This is a genomic window from Micromonospora chaiyaphumensis, assembly GCF_900091435.1.
Taxonomy (GTDB): Bacteria; Actinomycetota; Actinomycetes; order Mycobacteriales; family Micromonosporaceae; genus Micromonospora; species Micromonospora chaiyaphumensis.
The window spans coordinates 168,184-184,565 of record NZ_FMCS01000013.1; the positions used below are offsets into that span (position 1 = coordinate 168,184).

The 16,382-nt window shown below is 73.2% G+C and carries 16 protein-coding genes, 3 tRNA genes and 1 pseudogene; 12 read left to right on the forward strand and 8 right to left on the reverse strand.

From position 1 onward, the window contains the following. Nucleotides 1–2: 2 nt before the first annotated feature. Nucleotides 3–473: a thioredoxin-dependent thiol peroxidase gene (bcp, locus tag GA0070214_RS28475; RefSeq protein WP_091269598.1), complete on the reverse strand. Its 471-nt coding sequence runs from the start codon at nt 471–473 to the stop codon at nt 3–5. Nucleotides 474–595: 122 nt separating this feature from the next. On the opposite strand from bcp, the gene GA0070214_RS28480 reads away from it, so the two are divergent. The 4 genes from GA0070214_RS28480 to GA0070214_RS28495 are packed head-to-tail and all read left to right on the forward strand — an operon-like array spanning nt 596 to nt 3,258. Then, nucleotides 596–1,315, forward strand: coding sequence for an energy-coupling factor ABC transporter permease (locus GA0070214_RS28480; RefSeq protein WP_091269599.1), 720 nt, complete (start codon nt 596–598; stop codon nt 1,313–1,315). Further along, a complete protein-coding gene (locus GA0070214_RS28485; protein WP_091269600.1) occupies nt 1,312–1,722 on the forward strand; it encodes a PDGLE domain-containing protein in 411 nt (136 codons plus the stop codon). The genes GA0070214_RS28480 and GA0070214_RS28485 overlap by 4 nt, the downstream gene beginning before the upstream one ends. Before the next feature lie 7 nt (nt 1,723–1,729). Next, the gene (cbiQ, locus tag GA0070214_RS28490) at nt 1,730–2,500 is read left to right on the forward strand and encodes a cobalt ECF transporter T component CbiQ (protein WP_091269601.1); all 771 of its coding nucleotides are present in this window, start codon (nt 1,730–1,732) and stop codon (nt 2,498–2,500) included. Continuing rightward, nucleotides 2,497–3,258, forward strand: coding sequence for an energy-coupling factor ABC transporter ATP-binding protein (locus GA0070214_RS28495; protein ID WP_091269602.1), 762 nt, complete (start codon nt 2,497–2,499; stop codon nt 3,256–3,258). The genes cbiQ and GA0070214_RS28495 overlap by 4 nt, the downstream gene beginning before the upstream one ends. Nucleotide 3,259: 1 nt before the next feature. Here the strand turns inward: GA0070214_RS28495 and GA0070214_RS28500 are convergent, their stop codons facing one another. From GA0070214_RS28500 to GA0070214_RS28515, 4 genes are read right to left on the reverse strand one after another with little or no spacing between them, the layout of a single operon-like run. Continuing rightward, nucleotides 3,260–4,351 carry a hypothetical protein gene (locus GA0070214_RS28500; RefSeq protein ID WP_244167890.1) on the reverse strand — a complete coding sequence of 364 codons (1,092 nt, stop codon included), beginning with the start codon at nt 4,349–4,351 and terminating at the stop codon, nt 3,260–3,262. Further along, nucleotides 4,348–5,064 (reverse strand): DsbA family protein, encoded by a 717-nt coding sequence (locus GA0070214_RS28505; protein ID WP_091269603.1) that lies wholly within the window; start codon nt 5,062–5,064, stop codon nt 4,348–4,350. The genes GA0070214_RS28500 and GA0070214_RS28505 overlap by 4 nt, the downstream gene beginning before the upstream one ends. Continuing rightward, nucleotides 5,057–5,572 carry a MauE/DoxX family redox-associated membrane protein gene (locus tag GA0070214_RS28510; RefSeq protein ID WP_091269604.1) on the reverse strand — a complete coding sequence of 172 codons (516 nt, stop codon included), beginning with the start codon at nt 5,570–5,572 and terminating at the stop codon, nt 5,057–5,059. The genes GA0070214_RS28505 and GA0070214_RS28510 overlap by 8 nt, the downstream gene beginning before the upstream one ends. A 38-nt stretch (nt 5,573–5,610) precedes the next feature. Continuing rightward, complete coding sequence (locus GA0070214_RS28515) at nt 5,611–6,198, reverse strand: sigma-70 family RNA polymerase sigma factor (protein ID WP_091269605.1); 588 nt, start codon at nt 6,196–6,198, stop codon at nt 5,611–5,613. A 215-nt stretch (nt 6,199–6,413) separates the two neighbouring features. Between GA0070214_RS28515 and GA0070214_RS28520 the strand changes: the two genes are divergently transcribed. From GA0070214_RS28520 to GA0070214_RS33085, 3 genes are all read left to right on the forward strand, one after another. Then, nucleotides 6,414–8,096, forward strand: coding sequence for a copper resistance CopC/CopD family protein (locus GA0070214_RS28520; protein WP_091269631.1), 1,683 nt, complete (start codon nt 6,414–6,416; stop codon nt 8,094–8,096). Between the two features lie 18 nt (nt 8,097–8,114). After that, nucleotides 8,115–8,849 (forward strand): YcnI family copper-binding membrane protein, encoded by a 735-nt coding sequence (locus tag GA0070214_RS28525; RefSeq protein ID WP_091269606.1) that lies wholly within the window; start codon nt 8,115–8,117, stop codon nt 8,847–8,849. A gap of 149 nt (nt 8,850–8,998) precedes the next feature. Next, nucleotides 8,999–9,940, forward strand: coding sequence for a hypothetical protein (locus tag GA0070214_RS33085; protein ID WP_377462573.1), 942 nt, complete (start codon nt 8,999–9,001; stop codon nt 9,938–9,940). 140 nt (nt 9,941–10,080) lie between these two features. Here GA0070214_RS33085 and GA0070214_RS28535 read toward each other — a convergent pair whose 3' ends face one another. Then, nucleotides 10,081–11,352 (reverse strand): glycosyltransferase family 87 protein, encoded by a 1,272-nt coding sequence (locus GA0070214_RS28535; protein ID WP_091269607.1) that lies wholly within the window; start codon nt 11,350–11,352, stop codon nt 10,081–10,083. A gap of 68 nt (nt 11,353–11,420) precedes the next feature. On the opposite strand from GA0070214_RS28535, the gene orn reads away from it, so the two are divergent. Continuing rightward, nucleotides 11,421–12,017, forward strand: a complete 597-nt coding sequence (gene orn, locus GA0070214_RS28540; RefSeq protein ID WP_091269608.1) for an oligoribonuclease — start codon at nt 11,421–11,423, stop codon at nt 12,015–12,017. 102 nt (nt 12,018–12,119) lie between these two features. Then, a tRNA-His gene (locus GA0070214_RS28545) sits at nt 12,120–12,195 on the forward strand. Between the two features lie 105 nt (nt 12,196–12,300). Here GA0070214_RS28545 and GA0070214_RS28550 read toward each other — a convergent pair. Both GA0070214_RS28550 and GA0070214_RS28555 read right to left on the reverse strand, forming a co-directional pair. Then, a complete protein-coding gene (locus GA0070214_RS28550; protein ID WP_091269609.1) occupies nt 12,301–13,599 on the reverse strand; it encodes a L,D-transpeptidase in 1,299 nt (432 codons plus the stop codon). Between the two features lie 212 nt (nt 13,600–13,811). Beyond that, nucleotides 13,812–15,077, reverse strand: coding sequence for a L,D-transpeptidase (locus tag GA0070214_RS28555; protein WP_091269610.1), 1,266 nt, complete (start codon nt 15,075–15,077; stop codon nt 13,812–13,814). A gap of 187 nt (nt 15,078–15,264) precedes the next feature. On the opposite strand from GA0070214_RS28555, the gene GA0070214_RS28560 reads away from it, so the two are divergent. From GA0070214_RS28560 to GA0070214_RS28570, 3 genes and pseudogenes are all read left to right on the forward strand, one after another. After that, a tRNA-Lys gene (locus GA0070214_RS28560) sits at nt 15,265–15,337 on the forward strand. A 141-nt stretch (nt 15,338–15,478) separates the two neighbouring features. Next, nucleotides 15,479–15,551 (forward strand) — tRNA-Lys (locus GA0070214_RS28565). Nucleotides 15,552–16,059: 508 nt separating this feature from the next. After that, nucleotides 16,060–16,382: pseudogene (locus tag GA0070214_RS28570) on the forward strand (hypothetical protein); the annotation flags it as partial.

The window sequence follows — 16,382 nt, forward strand, 5'->3', positions numbered from 1 at the left end:
GCTCAGTCGAGGCCGAGATCGCGGCGCAGCTTGGCGACGTGTCCGGTGGCCTTCACGTTGTAGAGCGCCCGCTCGATCTTCCCGTCCTCGTCGACGACGAAGGTCGAGCGGATCACGCCGGTGACGGTGCGGCCGTACATCTGCTTCTCGCCGAACGCCCCGTACGCGGTCAGGACCGCCTTGTCGGTGTCGGCGACCAGCGGGAAGGTGATGGCGTCGCGGTCGCGGAACTTGGCCAGCTTCTCCGGCTTGTCGGGGGAGATGCCGACGACCTCGTAGCCGGCGGCCTGGAGCGAGGCGAGCGAGTCGCGGAAGTCGCAGGCCTGCTTGGTGCAGCCGGGGGTCATGGCGGCCGGGTACGCGTACAGGATGACCTTGCGGCCGCGCAGGTCGGCCAGGGAGAGGGTCCCGCCGCTGTCGGTGGGGAGGGTGAACTCGGGGGCGGGGTCGCCGGGCTTCAGGCGGTCGGTCATGGCGCAGACGATACCGCCGTGGCCGGGTCCGGGGCGGGTGGCGACGCGCCGCGCGCGTGATGATCACCATGGCTTGTTGCAAGGGATTGGCAACAACGGCCCCGCGCAAATAGGCTCAGCGCGTGGAAACCCTGGCGATGCACATCTCGAACGGGATCATCGACGGTCCCGTCGCCGCGGTGTTCGCGGCCCTCGCGCTTGCCGCGCTCACCTTCTGCGTGCTGCGCGGGCGCCGTGACCTCGACGACCGGCTGGCCCCGATGGCGGGCCTCGTGGCCGCGTTCATCTTCGCCGTGCAGATGCTCAACTTCCCGATCTTCACGGCCGGGGTCAGCGGCCACCTGCTCGGCGGCGCCCTCGCCGCGCTGCTGGTCGGCCCGTGGGTGGGCGCGCTCTGCGTCGCCGTGGTGCTGGTCGTGCAGGCGCTGGTCTTCGGCGACGGCGGCGTGGCCATGCTCGGCCTCAACATCACCAACATGGCGCTCCTCGGCACCGCCGCCGCCTACCTGCTGATCGCGCTGCTGCTGCGGGTGCTGCCGCGCACCCCGACCGGGCTCGGCGTCACCGCGTTCGTCTCCGCGCTGGTCAGCGTCGTGGTGGCCTCCCAGGGGTTCGTCCTCCAGTACTGGCTGGGCGGCACCACCGACCTGGGCGGCAACCTGGCCGGGCTGGCCGGCACGATGGCCGGCGTCCACCTGCTGATCGGCATCGGCGAGGGCCTGATCACGGCGACCACGGTGGTCACCGTCGCGAAGGTGCGCCCCGACCTGGTGTACGCCCTGCGCGCCCTCAAGCCGGCCGTGCCGGCTCCCGCCGTCCCGGTCGCCGGAGGTGCCCGATGAGCAAGCGTTCCTGGCCGTTCGTGCTCGGCGGCCTGCTGGTCGCCCTGGTGCTGGCCGGCGTGGTCAGCAACTACGCCTCGGCGCACCCGGACGGGCTCGACTCGTCGCTGCTCAAGGGCTGCACGGTGAACGCCGACGACGAGATCACCGGCGGCAGCTGCCCGGCGCAGCAGGCGAAGGACCACGAGCTGGCCGACAGCCCGCTCGCCGACTACGGCGTGCGCGGGGTGAGCAACGGCTTCCTCTCCACCGGCCTGTCCGGCGTGCTGGGCGTGCTGCTCACCTTCGCCATCGGCGGCGGCCTGTTCTGGCTGGCCCGCCGCCGCGGCCCGGCAACAGGCGCGGCGACCGATCAGGCCGGCCCCGCCACCGACGAGCGGCCGGCGCGCGCCGCCGGCACCCGCTGAGCCGCGGATGGGTGCCGGTCACGTCCACGTGCTCTACCGCGAGTCGTCCTCGCCGGTGCACCGCCTGCCGCCGGAGGTGAAGATCGCCGCGATGGTGCTGTTCACCGTGGCGGTGGTCGCCACGCCCCGGGCCGCGTACTGGGCCTTCGGCGGTTACGCCCTGCTGGTCGCCGCCGTGGCGGCGCTGGCCCGGGTGGGGCCCCGGTGGCTGCTCGGCCGGGCGCTCATCGAGCTGCCGTTCGTGCTGTTCGCGTTCGCACTGCCGTTCTTCGGCACCGGCGAGCGGGTCGACGTGGCCGGGCTGAGCCTCTCCGTCGACGGGCTGCACGGCGCGTGGAACATCCTGGCCAAGGGCACGCTCGGCGTACTCGCGTCGCTGCTGCTGGCGGCGACCACGACGACGCGGGACCTGATCGTCGGCCTGGACCGGCTGCGTTGCCCGCAGATCCTCACCCAGATCGCCACCTTCATGCTGCGCTACCTGGACGTGCTGGTGGGCGAGGCCCGGCGGATGCGGGTGGCCCGGATGTCGCGGGGCGACGACCCGCGCTTCCTCTGGCAGCTCCGCGGGTTCGCCGCCGGGGTCGGCGCGCTCTTCCTGCGCGCGTTCGAGCGGGGCGAGCGGGTCTACCTGGCCATGGTCTCCCGGGGCTACACGGGCCGGATGCCGGCGGTGTGGCAGGGCGCGGGCGCGGCCACGGCGGGCCAGTGGGCGGCCGCCGCGACCGTGCCGGCCATCGCGGCCACCATCGCCGCCGTCGCGCTCGTCCTGACATGATCGGGTACGTGCAGCAGCCGCCCTCCCTGGACGTCCGTGGCGTCCGGTACGCGTATCCGGACGGTCACGTCGCCCTGCACGGGGTGGACCTGACCGTGCCGCGCGGCGACCGGGTGGCCCTGCTCGGGCCGAACGGCGCCGGCAAGACCACCCTGGTGCTGCACCTCAACGGCATCCTCACCCCGACCGGGGGCACGGTCAGCGTGGGCGGCCTGACGGTGAGCCGGGAGCGGGACACCCTCGCCGAGATCCGCCGTCGGGTCGGCATCGTCTTCCAGGATCCCGACGACCAGCTCTTCCTGCCCACTGTCGCCGAGGACGTCGCGTTCGGGCCGGCCAACCTGGGGCTGCGCGGGGCGGAACTGGCCGCCCGGGTGGACGAGGCCCTCGCCGCGGTGGGGATGGCCGAGCACCGGGACCGCGCGCCGCACCACCTCTCGTTCGGGCAGCGCCGCCGGGTGGCGGTGGCCACCGTGCTGGCCATGCGCCCGGAGATCCTGGTGCTGGACGAGCCGTCGTCGAACCTCGACCCGGCCGCCCGCCGGGAGCTGGCGGAGATCCTGCGCGGCCTCCCGGTGACCCTGCTCATGGTGACCCACGACCTGCCGTACGCGGCGGAGCTGTGCGACCGGTCGGTGATCCTGGACGCCGGCCGGGTCGTGGCCGACGCCCCGACCCTGGAGCTGCTCTCCGACGAGCGCCTGCTCGCCGAGCACCGCCTGGAGCTGCCCTACGGTTTCGTGCCCCGCCCGTCCTGAGTCAGCGGGCGACGGGGGTCGCCGGTGTGTTGCGGGCGGCCCGGGAGGCGGTGCGCAGGCGGAGCAGCCCGGCGGCGACCGCGCCGAGGCCGGTGGCCAGGGCCACGGTGACCAGGACGCGCGCGAGGTCGGGCGGGCCGGCGACCGGGGCCACCGAGCGGGACAGGACGGCCAGGTTCGAGACGCCGGCGAACAGGGTGAGGCAGGCGCCCGCCAGGGCCAGGGCGAAGTCGGCGGCCGGGCGCCGGGCCAGCGCGTAGCCGCCGGCGGCGAGCGCGCCCAGCCCGGTGAGCAGCGTCCACACCTGCCCGGTGAGCAGGTCGAGGAGCACCCCGCCGGCGCCGGCGGCACCGGCGTCGAGGGCCTTGCCGACGGTGAGCGCCACGGCCGCCGCCCCGCCCAGGGCGAGCAGCGCGCCCGCGCCGCGCAGCGCACGGACGCCGGTGGCGGTGCCGGCCGGGACCAGGCCGGCCGCGCCGATCACCAGGAAGCCGAGGGTGGCGGCCACCCACCACGGGTACGCGTCGGGCGGCGGCACCCAGTCCAGGGTGCCGCGCACCTCGATCGTGCCGGTGCCGGCGCGCAGCGGCACCACCCAGTCGCGGACCCGCTGCTCGCGGTCGGGGGCGGCGGCCACCTGGGCCGGCGGGTCGGCTTCCCGCCAGAGCGTCCGCTGGTCGTGCCAGCGGACGCTCTGCCCGTCGGAGACCCGCCGCCAGACCGGCGCGGCGGCCGGGTCGGCCTCCGGCGGGAGCTGGGTGTCCCCGGCGAGGGTGCGGTTGAGGTAGGTGGCGGGGGAGCGGCTGTTCTCGTACACGCCGCCGGGCCCGATCCGCAGGTACGGCTCGCCGGAGTAGCCGAGCACCTCGACGTCGGCGGGGGTGCGGTTGGTCAGTTCGAGGCGGGCGCCGGCCTCGACCATCCGGGCGGTGAGGCCGGGCTGGGCCGGGCCGATGCCGGTGACCTCGGCCCGGTAGTCGGTGCCGTCGGGGGCGTCGGCGCCGTGCGCGGCGGCGGGGCCGGCGAGGGCGAGGAGGGCGGCGAGCGCGGCGGTGACCACCACGGCGGCCCGCCGCAGCGGTGCGGGGATCACTTGCCGGCCGCCTCCACGGCCGCCCGGATGCCCTCCGGGGTGCGGTCCTCGACGTCCTTGCCGTTGACCCGGATGGTCGGGGTGCCCGTGACGCCGGACTTGCTGGCGTCCTCGGTGACGTGCTCGGTCCACGTCTTGTACTTCCCGTCCCGCACGCAGGAGCCGAAGTCGTCGCGGTTGAGCCCGACGCCCGCGCCGAGGCCGATGAGCTCCTCGTCGCTGAGCCCGGCGCTGCCCTCGGCCGGCTGCTGGGCGAAGAGCTGGTCGGTGAACTCCTTGAACTTCCCGCCCTGTGCGGCGCAGCCGGCGGCGGCCGAGGAGCGGGTGGAGTACTCGGTGGTGGAGAAGCGGTTGAGGAAGGCCACCGGGTGGAAGTTCACCCGGATCTTGTCCTCGCTGATCAGCTGGTTGAGTGTCGCGCCGCTGGTCTCCTGGAACCGCTTGCAGACCGGGCAGAGGTAGTCCTCGTAGAGGTCGACGGTGACCGGGCCCTGGCCGAGGACGACGGCCGTGCCGGGCGGGTTGGCGCCGGGCGGGGTGGTGAAGGTCTCCGACTTCTGGCTGGAGTAGACCGCCCAGCCGATCAACCCGGCGATCACCAGCACCACCACGGCGGCGACGGAGGTCCAGATCGTGCGGGTGCGCCGCTTCTCGCGGGCGATCTGGGCGCGGACCACCTGGGCCGCGTTCTTCCGCCCCTTGCGACTACTCATCGTCGACCTCCACGGTGTCGCCCGCCAGCCAGCCGTCCACCGAGAACGGGGTGCGGGGCCAGCTCAGCAGGAACCCGGCCAGTACCAGGAAACCCAGGTCCCGGAGGATCTCCGGGAGGTAGCTCGGTGCCTGGCCGGCGGCGAGCTGCCCGCCGCTGCCGAAGCACCCGCAGTCGATGGCCAGGCCACGGGACCAGGCCGAGGCGATGCCGGTGACGAAGACCACGAGCAGTACGGCGGAGATGCCGGCCGTCACCCGGGTGGCCAGCCCGACGAGCAGGAGCACGCCGAGCGCCAGTTCGACGAAGGGCAGCGCCGCGCCGATCACGGTGGCCAGGTCGTACGGCATCACCTGGTAGGCGTTGACCGCCCGGCCGGAGGCGGCCAGGTCGTCGATCTTCGAGGCGCCGGCGAGCAGCCAGACGGCGGCCAGGCCGAGGCGGGCCGCGATGCCGAGCCAGGGCCGGACGGCGGGCCAGCGGCCGGACCGGGTGGGGTGTGCGGTCACGGTCGTTGGTCGCTTCGGATCCGAGGAAAGTTCCACGATCAACCGGTCAACGCGTCGCCGGCGGCCTCGACCAGCTCGTCGCGGGCCCGGGCGACGCGGGAGCGGATGGTGCCCACCGGCACCCCCTCCACGGCGGCGGCCTCGGCGTACGACAGGCCGAGCAGCTGGGTGAGCACGAACGCCGAGCGCCGCTCCGCGGGGAGCCGGCGGACCAGGTCGGTGGCCCCGAGCTGCCCGGCCGGGTCCGGGTGGGGCCGTTCGGTGGCCGCGTGGGCGGCGAGCCGCGCGTCCAGCCGGCGGCGGCGGACCACGGTGCGCAGGTGGTCGGCGCAGGCCCGCCGGGCGATGCCGAGCAGCCAGGTCCGCGCGGTGGACCGCCCCTCGAAACCGGGCAGCGCCCGGAACGCCCGCAGGTACGTCTCCTGGGTCAGGTCGTCGGCGCTGTCCGGGTCGACCAGGGCGGCGGCGAAGCGCCACACCTCGGCCTGGGTGGCCCGGACGAAGGCGGCCTGGGCCACCGGGTCGCCCTCCCGGGCGGCCAGCGCCCAGTCGGTCGCGCTGTCCCGGGCAGCCTCGCGAGCCGCCGCGGGGCGGTCGGCGGAGGTGTCGCGCGGGGCAGGGATCACGACAGACGAGGTTACGCGGCGTACCTGTGCCGGACAGGGTCCTTCGGCCCATTACGTGGTCCCGCCCACGCCGGGAACTTTTCCCGCCCGCCCGCCGACTACCCGAACGTGACATGCGACGACGCGCGTGCCGTCGGGCTGGCCGCGGCGACGGCGCCGGTGCGCGGATGAGGCCCGCTCGCCGGAGGCCGGGCGGTTCGGGAAGCATGATGGTCATGACTGCTGCCGTACGCCGCCGCCCCGTGGCCGTCGCCGACCGTTCCTGGGCCGCCCGGCTCGGAACCGCCGCCGGACTGCTGGTCACCCTCCTCGCCCTGCTGCTGGCCCCGGCCACCCCGGCCAGCGCCCACGCGGTGCTGGTGAGCAGCAGTCCCGCCGCCTCGGCCGTGGTGCAGAGCGCGCCCACCGAGGTGGTGATCACCTTCAGCGAGGGGGTCCGCAAGGTCCCCGACAAGGTCCGGGTGATCGCGCCCGACGGCTCCCGGGCCGACCGGGGGGAGCCGACGTTCAAGGGCGCGGTGGTCACCATCCCGGTGGACCCGTCCGGTTCCCGCGGCACCTACCTGGTCAGCTACCGGGTGATCTCGGCCGACAGCCACCCGGTCTCCGGTGCGTTCACCTACTCGGTCGGCGCGCCGTCCACCCCGCCGACCGACGCCGGCACGGACAACCGGGCCAACCCGGTGGTCGGCAACGCGGTCAAGGTGGCCAAGTACCTGGGCTACGCCGGGCTGCTGCTGCTCGTGGGCCCGGCGCTGGTGCTGGCCGCGCTCTGGCCCCGCCGGCTGTCCCGGCGCGGCCCCGCCCGGCTGGCCTGGTCGGGGCTCGGCCTGCTGGCCGTGGCCACCCTCGCCGAGCTGTGGCTCCAGATCCCCTACACCAACGGCGGCGGCCTGTTCGACGTCACCGGCTCCGGCTTCGGCGACGTGCTGGGCAGCACCTACGGCACCGCGCACCTGATCCGGCTCGGCCTGCTCGCCGCGGCGGCGTTCCTGCTCCGCCCGCTCTTCGCGGGGCCGGTCGGCCGCACCGACGGGCTCATCCTGGCCATTCTCGGCGGGGCGGCGCTGTTCACCTGGCCCCTCGCGGGGCACCCGGCGGCGTCGCCCGCACCCGCCGTGTCGGTGGTCGTCGACGCCGTGCACCTGGGCAGCATGGCCGTCTGGCTGGGCGGCCTCGTGATGCTCGCGGCCTTCCTGCTGCGCCGGGCCGACGAGCGGGAGCTGGACGCGATCCTGCCGATCTGGTCCCGCTGGGCGGCGCTGGCGGTGGCCGCGCTGCTGCTGGCCGGCACCGTGCAGGGGCTCATCGAGGTGGCCACGCCGAAGGCGCTGATCGACACGACGTACGGGCAACTGCTGCTCGCCAAGATCGTGCTGTTCGCGCTGGTGATCGGGGTGGCCGCGTACTCCCGGGCGCTCGTGCGGAGGCGTGCCGCCGCGGGCCGCCCGGGCGCGATGCGGCGGGCCGTGGTGGCCGAGCTGGCGATCACCGCGGTGGTGCTCGGCCTGTCGGCGACGCTGGTGCAGACCACCCCGGCGCGCACCGCCTCCGGCACGGTGGCCGGCGCACCGGACAACTTCTTCTCCACGACGCTGAGCAGCCCGCTCTACTCGCTGCAGGTGGAGCTGGACCCGGCCGAGACCGGCAGCAACTCGCTGCACCTCTACGCGTACACCAAGGACAACCGGCCCCAGCCGGTGCAGGAGTGGAAGGCCACCGCCGCCCTGCCGTCGGCCGGCATCGAGCCGATCACGATCCCGCTGCTGCCGCTGACCGACAACCACGCCTTCGGCGAGTTCAACCTCCCGGCGGCGGGGCAGTGGCAGCTCCGCTTCACCGTTCGCACGTCCGACATCGACCAGGCCACGGTGACCGCCACCGTGCCCGTCAGGTAAAGGGAAAGGCTCGCCCACATGATCCGTCTCCGGCGTACCGCAACCGCCGCCGCGCTCACCCTCACGGCCGTGGCCGCGACCGTGCTCGGCCTGGCCGGGCCGGCCTCGGCGCACGTCACCGTCAACCCGAAGGAGGCCACGCAGGGCGGCTACGGCCGCTTCGCCTTCCGGGTGCCGAACGAGAGCGACACGGCGTCGACCACCAAGGTCGAGGTGAACCTGCCGGAGAACGCCCCGGTCGGCTCGGTCTCCACCATGCCGGTGCCCGGCTGGACGGTTGCGGTCGAGAAGCGCAAGGTCGACCCGCCGATCGAGGTGCACGGCAGCCAGCTCACCGAGGCGGTCTCCAAGCTGACCTGGACGGCCGCCCCGAACGGCGGCGTCAAGCCGGGCGAGTTCCAGGAGTTCCCGGTGTCGATGGGCCCGCTGCCGCAGGTCGACCGGATGGTGTTCAAGGTGCTCCAGACCTACTCGGACGGCAACGTCTCGCGCTGGATCGAGGAGCCCACGCCGGGCGGGGAGGAGCCGGAGAACCCCGCGCCGGTGCTCACCCTGACCGCCGCCACGGCGTCCGCCTCGCCGGTCGCGAGCGCCCCGGCCGCCACCGCCGCCGAGGACGACGATGACGACGACGCCGACACCGGGGCCGCCACCGCACTCGGGGTGGCCGGTCTGGTCGCCGGCCTCGCCGGCATCGTCCTCGGCGGGCTGGCCTTCCTGCGTACCCGCCGGGAGCCCACCGCGAAGTCCTGACCTGCGTCCCCGCACCGGCCCGCCGGATCTTCCGGCGGGCCGGCGGCCGTTCCTTGGTCCTTCGCGTGCGTGCCGTGGATATCCGGCAAATCAGCGGTTGCCGTCGGTAAGGTCGGCCGGGTACTTAGCTACCGAGGGGGACGACGCGAATGCGTTTCGTGCGCACGATCGCCGGCATGCTGCTGCTGACCGTGGGAATTCCGGCTCTGCTGGCCGGCGCCGGGCTCTGGCTCGCCGCCCGGCACGCCGACCCGGACGGCGGCTTCGGCGCCCGCTTCGAGACGATCCGCACCCCCGCCCGGGCGGTCGTGGTGACCGACGTGGACGCCCTGCTCCGCGCCGAGGCGCCGGTCGCCCGGGCCGGGCAGGCCCGGCTGCGGCTCACCGCGCGGACCGCCGACGGCCCCGCCTTCCTCGGCCTCGCCCCGACCGACGAGGTGCGACGGTGGCTGGCCGACGTCCCGCACGCCACCGTGCGCCGGGTCGCGCTGGCCCGCGGGCCGCTGCCGGTCCGCCTCGACCCGGCCACGGCCGGCACCGCCGCCCCCGTCCCGGTCGGCCAGGACCTCTGGGTACGCGAGGGGATCGGCGCTCTGGAGTGGAGCCCGGCCGAACTGGCCGACCGCGAGCTCAGCCTGGTCGTGATGCGGCCGGACGGGCGGGCCGACCTGTCGCTGGACCTGGGCGCCGAACTGCGCGCCGGCTGGTTCCCGGGCGTGGCCTGGGCGCTGCTGGCGGGTGGGACGCTGCTCGTCGTCCTCGCCGTGGTGCTGCTGCTGCGCCCGGTCCGGCCGCGCGAGGTGGTCTTCGTCGTCGAACCGGACCAGGTTCCGGTGCTGGCCGGCCGGCTGGGCGTCAGCTCACTCAGCGGGCTGGGCCGGCGGCCGGAACCGTCCACCCTGCCCGACCGGCAACTGGTCTCCGTCGGGTCGGGGCCCGCCGAGCGGTCCCGCGCGGCCATCGGCCCGGTGCCGAGCCGCCGGCCGGCGAGCCTCGCCGACCTGCCGGCCGACCCGGAGTGGTCGTGGCCCCCGGCGACCACCGCCGGGACGCCCCGCCCGATCCGCCCGGCCCCGCCCGCCGACGAGTGAAGCTGCTCCTACGGCGGTGGCCCTCCGCGCTGCCGACGCGGAGGGCCACCGTCACCGGGGGATCGGTGCTACCTGGGAGAAACCTGAGGTAGTTGAGACCAGATTAGCGTCGAACGGCGCTTGTCGCGAGTTCTGTCCAGTTAGTGCCCGTTTCCGGCCGGGGTGACGGCCCCCTCGGGTGGCCGCCGCCGCGCCGGGAGAACGGCCAGCAGCAACAGGCTGAGCAGCACGTACGCGTTGCGGACGACGAAGTCGGCGAGATCGTCGGTGCGCGCCGGGGCGACGCCCCAGTCCTGGAAGGTCACCACCCCGTAGACGATCACGAAGCCGGTGCCGACGGCCAGGACGAGCAGCCACCGTCGCCGGCGGGCACCCTCCACCGTGCCCCGGTCGGCGTCCAGCGCCGCGTCGAGCAGCACCACCACCGCCGGGATGAACCAGTAGAGGTGGTGCGTCCAGGTGATCGGGCTGACCAGCCCGCCGACCAGGCCGGTCAGGGTGAGGCCGGCCAGCGCGTCGCCGGCCCGCGCCGCCCGGGCGGCCCGCCACAGCCCGTACCCGGCGACCAGCAGCGCCAGGAGCAGCCAGGGCAACTGGCTCGGCTTGTCCGGCGCGGTGATCCGGCTCAGCAGGCCGAACAGCGACTGGTTCCCGGTGTAGTCGGTGCGGCCCACCCGGTCGGTCGCCCACAGCTCGTGGGTCCAGAACCGCCACGAGTCGCCGGGCGCGACCGCCGCTGCGAGCAGCGTGGCCAGCGTCGCCGTCACGGCCGCCACCACCGCCGCCCGCCAGCGCCGCGTGGCCAGCAGGTAGAGCACGAAGATGCCGGGAAACAGCTTGAGCGCCGCCGCCAGCCCCACGCCCACACCGGCCCAGCGCCGCCCCCGGGGTACGGCGAACAGCAGGTCGCCCAGGATCAGCACCACGAGCAGCATGTTGATCTGCCCGAAGGTGAGGGTCTCCCGCGTGCTCTCCACCGCGAACACCAGCAGCACCGCGACCGTCACGCTGAACAGTGCCGGCAGGTCGTGCCGCCGGATCACGGGCAGCACCAGCCAGCGGGTGGTCACCACCACGCCGACCACGGTCAGCACCGTGAAGATCGCGATGGTGGCGCCCAGCGGCAGCAGCGCGAACGGCCGCAGCAGCAGCGCCGCGAACGGGGGATAGGTGAAGTAGAGCGCGCCCTGCACCCGGTCCGGCTGGACGTAGTCGTAGAGCGGGTGGCCCGCCGACCACCAGTCCATGGCCCGCATGTAGATCTTGAGGTCGAAGAAGTCGTGCACCAGACCGGGCAGGTAGAGCGCCGGGAGCACCGCCGCGAGCGCCACCACCGCGACGAGCCGACGGGCCGTACGCCCGCCCGGGTCGTCCTCGGTGACGGCGGGTGGTGCGACGGGTTCGGCTGGCACGGGGAAACCCTAGCGGTCCACCTCGGCGAGGGTGCTTCAGGCGCGGGCGGGTCGGCGGCGCGTAGTCTGTGGCGGTGGCTGATCTTCTCGTCTGGATCGACTGTGAGATGACCGGGTTGGACCTCGGCCGGGACAAGCTGATCGAGGTCGCCGCGCTCGTCACCGACCCCGATCTCAACGTGCTGGGGGAGGGCGTCGACGTGGTCATCCACGCCGACGAGGCGGCGCTGGACGCGATGCCGGAGATCGTGCAGACCATGCACGGCAAGTCCGGCCTCACCGAGGAGGTGCGCCGCTCCACGGTCACCCTGGCCGAGGCCGAGGACATGGTGCTCGACTACGTGGCCAGCCACGTGAAGGACCCGCGTACCGCCCCGCTGTGCGGCAACTCGATCGCCACCGACCGCGGCTTCATCGCCCGGGACATGCCCCGGCTCGACGCCCACCTGCACTACCGGATGATCGACGTCTCCTCGATCAAGGAGCTGTGCCGGCGCTGGTACCCGCGGGTGTACTTCGGTCAGCCGCAGAAGGGGCTGGCCCACCGGGCGCTGGCCGACATCCGGGAGAGCATCCGCGAGCTGGAGTACTACCGGCGGACGGTGTTCGTGCCGCTGCCCGGCCCGGACGTGGAGAGCGCCAAGGCGATCGCCGCCCAGCTCTGAGCCCCGCCGGGCGGCCCGGCCGCAACCCGGTGGACGGCGCCGGCAGGGGTGTGGCTATTATTAGTCCGCGCCCCGCCCGGGTCGACCGGCGCGGAGAGCATGGTGGCTGTAGCTCAGTTGGCAGAGCACCGGGTTGTGGTCCCGGTTGTCGTGGGTTCAATTCCCATCAGTCACCCCAGCAGCGACCGAAGCCCCCTCCTCCGGGAGGGGGCTTCGGTCGTTTCCGGTCCCCGACGTGCGAACGGCCCCCTCCGGATGGAGGGGGCCGCTCGATGCCGTCGGATCAGGGGGTCGGCTCGACGCTCGGCTCGGCGGCCGGGCTGGTGTCGTCACCCGGCTCGGCCGGCGGCTCGTACGGCACGGCGCTGCCCTTGACGTACTCGTCCCAGCTCATGTTCCAGTCGGTCCAGCCGTTGCCGTTCTGGAGCTTGCGCTCGGTGCCCTTCACCGTGATCGGGTCGCCCATGCGGGTGTTGGCGAAGAGCCAGTTGCCGTCCTTCATCGAGACGTTCACGCAGCCGTGCGAGACGTTCGTCCGGCCCTGCACACCCTCCGACCAGGGCGCGGCGTGGATGAACTCGCCACCCCAGGTGAGCCGCTGGGCGTAGTCGATCTCGGTGCGGTAGCCCTCCTCCGGGCCCAGCTCCTCCATGGTGTCGAAGACCGTGTGGCGGAGCTTCTCGATCACCACCATCGTGCCGCTGGACGACGGGGTGCTCTTCTTGCCGAGGCTCACCAGGATCGTCTTGATCACCTTGCCGTCCTTGGTGACCGTCATCCGCTTGGTGCGGTTGTCCACGGTCATCACGAACGACGGGCCGACCTTGATGTCGACGGTGAGGTCGGAGCGGCCGTACCAGCCGCCGCCGAGCGGCAGCCCACCCGCCTGCACCTTGTAGCTCACCGTGCTGTTGGCCTTCCAGAACGACTTCGGCCGGTAGTGCACCTCGGTCGGGCTCACCCAGTGCCAGATGCCCTCCTGGGCGGGCTTGGCCGTGACCGTCATCCGGCGCTGCAGGTCGTCGCGGTAGTCCTCCGGGATGGCCCGGCCGAACTTCACGATCAGCGGCATGGCCACCCCGACGACCTGGTTGTCACCCAGGAAGCTGGTGACCCGGATCTGCTTGCCCGGCTTCGCCATCGTGGTGAAGGTGCTGGTCGCGGTGGCCGGCTTGCCGTCGTCGCCGGTCGCGGTCACCGTGGCCGTGTACGTCTCGCCGTAGTTCAGCGCGCCGTCCGGCAGCCAGCTCTTCCCGTCCTTCGCGAGCTCGCCCTCGACGACCTTGCCGGCGGAGTCCTTCAGCTCGACGGTGGTCTCCTGCGCGTCCTTCGTCGTGAAGGTGAGCGCCGTGGAGGCCGGGACGTCCTTGGCGTCGGCGGCAGGCTCGGTGATGGTGGCCGCCGCCTTCGGGCCGCTCTCGCCACCGCCCTGCCAGCTCGACCCCTTGTCGTCCCCGCCCTTGTCGCTGGTGCACCCGGTCAGGGCCATGGCGGCGGCGAGCACCGCGGCCGCGAACGCGCGGCGTCGCCCGCCGCGCCCGGCGGTGCCGCCCCGGATCAGCTCGTCCTGGCTAGCTCGCATGTTTCCCTCACAGTCGTGGTCCCGGGTCCCATCGTCTCTACAGACGCACCGGAACGGTTACCCGTTGCCGGACGTGAACCGAAACACCCCGCCCGTGATGTAACGATTCTGATGTCGTGCGGCGCTTTGTCGGGCGGGGCGGTCTCTCCCCACCCGACGGTACGCGGACGAACGGCCGCCAACGGCCCCGCGTCCGCCCACGTTACGCCTGTTCAGAAGGGCGATCCCTGCCCGCCCGCGGGCACCGGCACGGCGCTGCCCGCGACGAACTGTGACCAGCTCATGCTCCAGGCCGTCCAGCCGTTGCCCGGCTCCAGCCGCCGCTCGGTGCCCTTCACCGTGATCGGGTCGCCGACCAGAGTCTTGCCGAAGAGCCAGCGGCCGTTCGCCATCGAGACGTTGACGCAGCCGTGCGAGACGTTCACCCTGCCCTGCTTGCCCTCCGACCACGGCGCGGCGTGGATGTACTCGCCGCCCCAGGTGAGTCGCTGGGCGAAGTCGATCTCCGTGACGTACTGGTTGCGTGGGTCCGGCTCGTCCCGGGTGTCGAAGACCGTGGACTCCTTCTTCTCCATCACCACCATGGTGCCGCTGGAGGAGGGGGTGCTCTTCTTGCCCAGGCTCACCGGGATGGTGCGGACCACCGAACCGTTCTCGTAGACGGTCATCTGCTTGGTCGCGTTGTCGACCTTCATCTCGAACGCGCGACCGATCTTGGCGGTGGCGCTGCGGTCGACGTTGCCGTAGCGGCCGTTGCTCAGCGGGATCCCGGCCAGCGCCAGCCGGACGGTGATCGTGGTGCCCGGCTTCCAGTACTCCGGCGCCCGGTAGTACGCCTGCGTGCCGTTGTAGACCCAGTGCCAGGCGCCCGGCTGCGGCGGGTCGGTCTGCACGAACATCCGCTTCTGCACCGCGGCGCGGTCCTTCTTCGGGATGCCCGGCGAGAACTCGGCGACCACCGGCATGGCCACCCCGTAGGTCTTGCCGCTGAACATGTAGAGGCCCGAGCCGATCATCGACTTCGGCTTGGCCATCGTGGTGAAGCTGCTGGTGCCCTGCCGGGCCTGGCCGTCGGTGCCGGTGCCGGTCACCGTGGCCGTGTACCGGGTCCCGTACTTCAACGGGGCCGACGGCACCCAGGACGAGCCGTCCCGGCGCAGCCGCCCGGCGACGTTGGCGCCGTTGGCGGCGGTGAGGACGACCTTCGACACCTTCCCGCCGCCCGGGATCTTCGCGCTGATCTCGGTGCTGACCGGGCGCTTCTCGGACCCGTCGGCCGGGCTCACCGACAGCGCCGGCAGGGCGGCCTGGCTCGGCTCGCCCGTCGTGCCCGGTGACGTGGTCGCGACCGCGTCGCCCTGCTGCGCGCCGGCCACGAACGCCGGCTTCTTCTGGTCGTCGCCGCACCCGGTCAGTGCCAGCGACGCCGTGAGGACCAGGACGCCCACCATCGCCCCGGACCGCGCGAACCTGCCCATCCCCACCTCTGTTCTCGCGTGCCTGGCGGACATCGTGCCGCATGAGTGCCCGCGTCCTGCGCCCCTCGGCCGGAAAGATGCGAACTTTGCGGGCTTTCGCCGGTTAAGCTCGACCGAAGGGGGGAGCCCGGTATCGGATTGGAACCCGGGTCGGCGTGCGTGCTAAGGTTCTTCCCGTTGTCAGCGAGCGCCGCTAGCTCAACTGGCAGAGCAGCGGACTCTTAATCCGCGGGTTCGGGGTTCGAGTCCCTGGCGGCGCACAGTTCAGATCAGGCCCGGTGCAGTGCACCGGGCTTGATCTTTTGCTGTCCCTGGGGGCGTGGGCAGCGCCGGTGTGGAAGGTGGCCGCCCCCGGCGGAGGCGGATCGGCGGCGTGTTACCGTTCCTGCCGTTGCCGACGAGCGCCGCTAGCTCAACTGGCAGAGCAGCGGACTCTTAATCCGCGGGTTCGGGGTTCGAGTCCCTGGCGGCGCACGGTTCGGTCAGGCCCGGTCCCTCACGGACCGGGCCTGACGTCTTTTCCGGCCCTGTCTCTCACCGCATGCCGCAAGGGTCGCTTGAATCCGCACATCGGGCGATGCGCGCCCGTCCGCGTCAAGATCTTGGACAGTTACCGTTCGCCACGAACGGCAACTGTCCAAGATCGCGGGGTACGTGCGACGGCGTCCGCTCGTGTGGGGTGAATGTCCGGTTCGGGGGTGGTCGGCGGCACCCCGGCGGCGGAATGGCGGGTGGGTGGGGGTCGTTGTATCCCGGTGCGCGACCGAGGAGGGCGGCCCGTCGAGGCGGGCGCCCGCGGCCTGGAATGTTGGTGGGCCGGCGGTCGTTGTACCTGGTCCCGGCGCGACGAGGAGGCCCCCCGGCCCCGCGCGCCGATGACCCCCCGGAATGACTTTTGAGCGCCTGACGGTGCTTGCGCACACCGATGAGCCGACCCCCGTCGGCGTGGGTGTGCGTCGACCCCCGAATGGAGCTGTCCCCCATGAACACGATGCTGCGTAAGAGTGTGCTGGGTATTGCTGGTCTGGCTGTTGCCGGTGGTCTGGCTGCCGGTCCGCTGAACCACCACGAGGTGGCGCCGTCGGCGGGGCTGTCGGAGGCTGCGGTGGTGCAGGCGGACAAGCCGGATGCGGGCAAGCTGATCCCGCACGGTGTGCAGGGCGCCCAGTCGCGCATCGATCTGAGCGACGAGCAGGTCGCCAACGCGAAGGCGATCATCGCGGCGACGAAGAAGGCCGGTCTGCCGGAGCGGGCCGCGGTGATCTCGATCGCCACGTCGCTGCAGGAGTCGAAGCTGGAGAACCT

What these genes read in the sequence shown, in the direction of transcription:
- cbiQ (WP_091269601.1), top strand. Translation starts at nt 1,730, where the DNA reads ATGGGTGCCGGTCACGTCCACGTGCTCTACCGCGAGTCGTCCTCGCCG.
- GA0070214_RS28495 (WP_091269602.1), top strand. Translation starts at nt 2,497, where the DNA reads ATGATCGGGTACGTGCAGCAGCCGCCCTCCCTGGACGTCCGTGGCGTC.
- GA0070214_RS28555 (WP_091269610.1), bottom strand. Translation starts at nt 15,077, where the DNA reads ATGGGCAGGTTCGCGCGGTCCGGGGCGATGGTGGGCGTCCTGGTCCTC.
- bcp (WP_091269598.1), bottom strand. Translation starts at nt 473, where the DNA reads ATGACCGACCGCCTGAAGCCCGGCGACCCCGCCCCCGAGTTCACCCTC.
- GA0070214_RS28520 (WP_091269631.1), top strand. Translation starts at nt 6,414, where the DNA reads ATGACTGCTGCCGTACGCCGCCGCCCCGTGGCCGTCGCCGACCGTTCC.
- GA0070214_RS33085 (WP_377462573.1), top strand. Translation starts at nt 8,999, where the DNA reads ATGCGTTTCGTGCGCACGATCGCCGGCATGCTGCTGCTGACCGTGGGA.
- GA0070214_RS28525 (WP_091269606.1), top strand. Translation starts at nt 8,115, where the DNA reads ATGATCCGTCTCCGGCGTACCGCAACCGCCGCCGCGCTCACCCTCACG.
- GA0070214_RS28485 (WP_091269600.1), top strand. Translation starts at nt 1,312, where the DNA reads ATGAGCAAGCGTTCCTGGCCGTTCGTGCTCGGCGGCCTGCTGGTCGCC.
- GA0070214_RS28550 (WP_091269609.1), bottom strand. Translation starts at nt 13,599, where the DNA reads ATGCGAGCTAGCCAGGACGAGCTGATCCGGGGCGGCACCGCCGGGCGC.
- GA0070214_RS28505 (WP_091269603.1), bottom strand. Translation starts at nt 5,064, where the DNA reads ATGAGTAGTCGCAAGGGGCGGAAGAACGCGGCCCAGGTGGTCCGCGCC.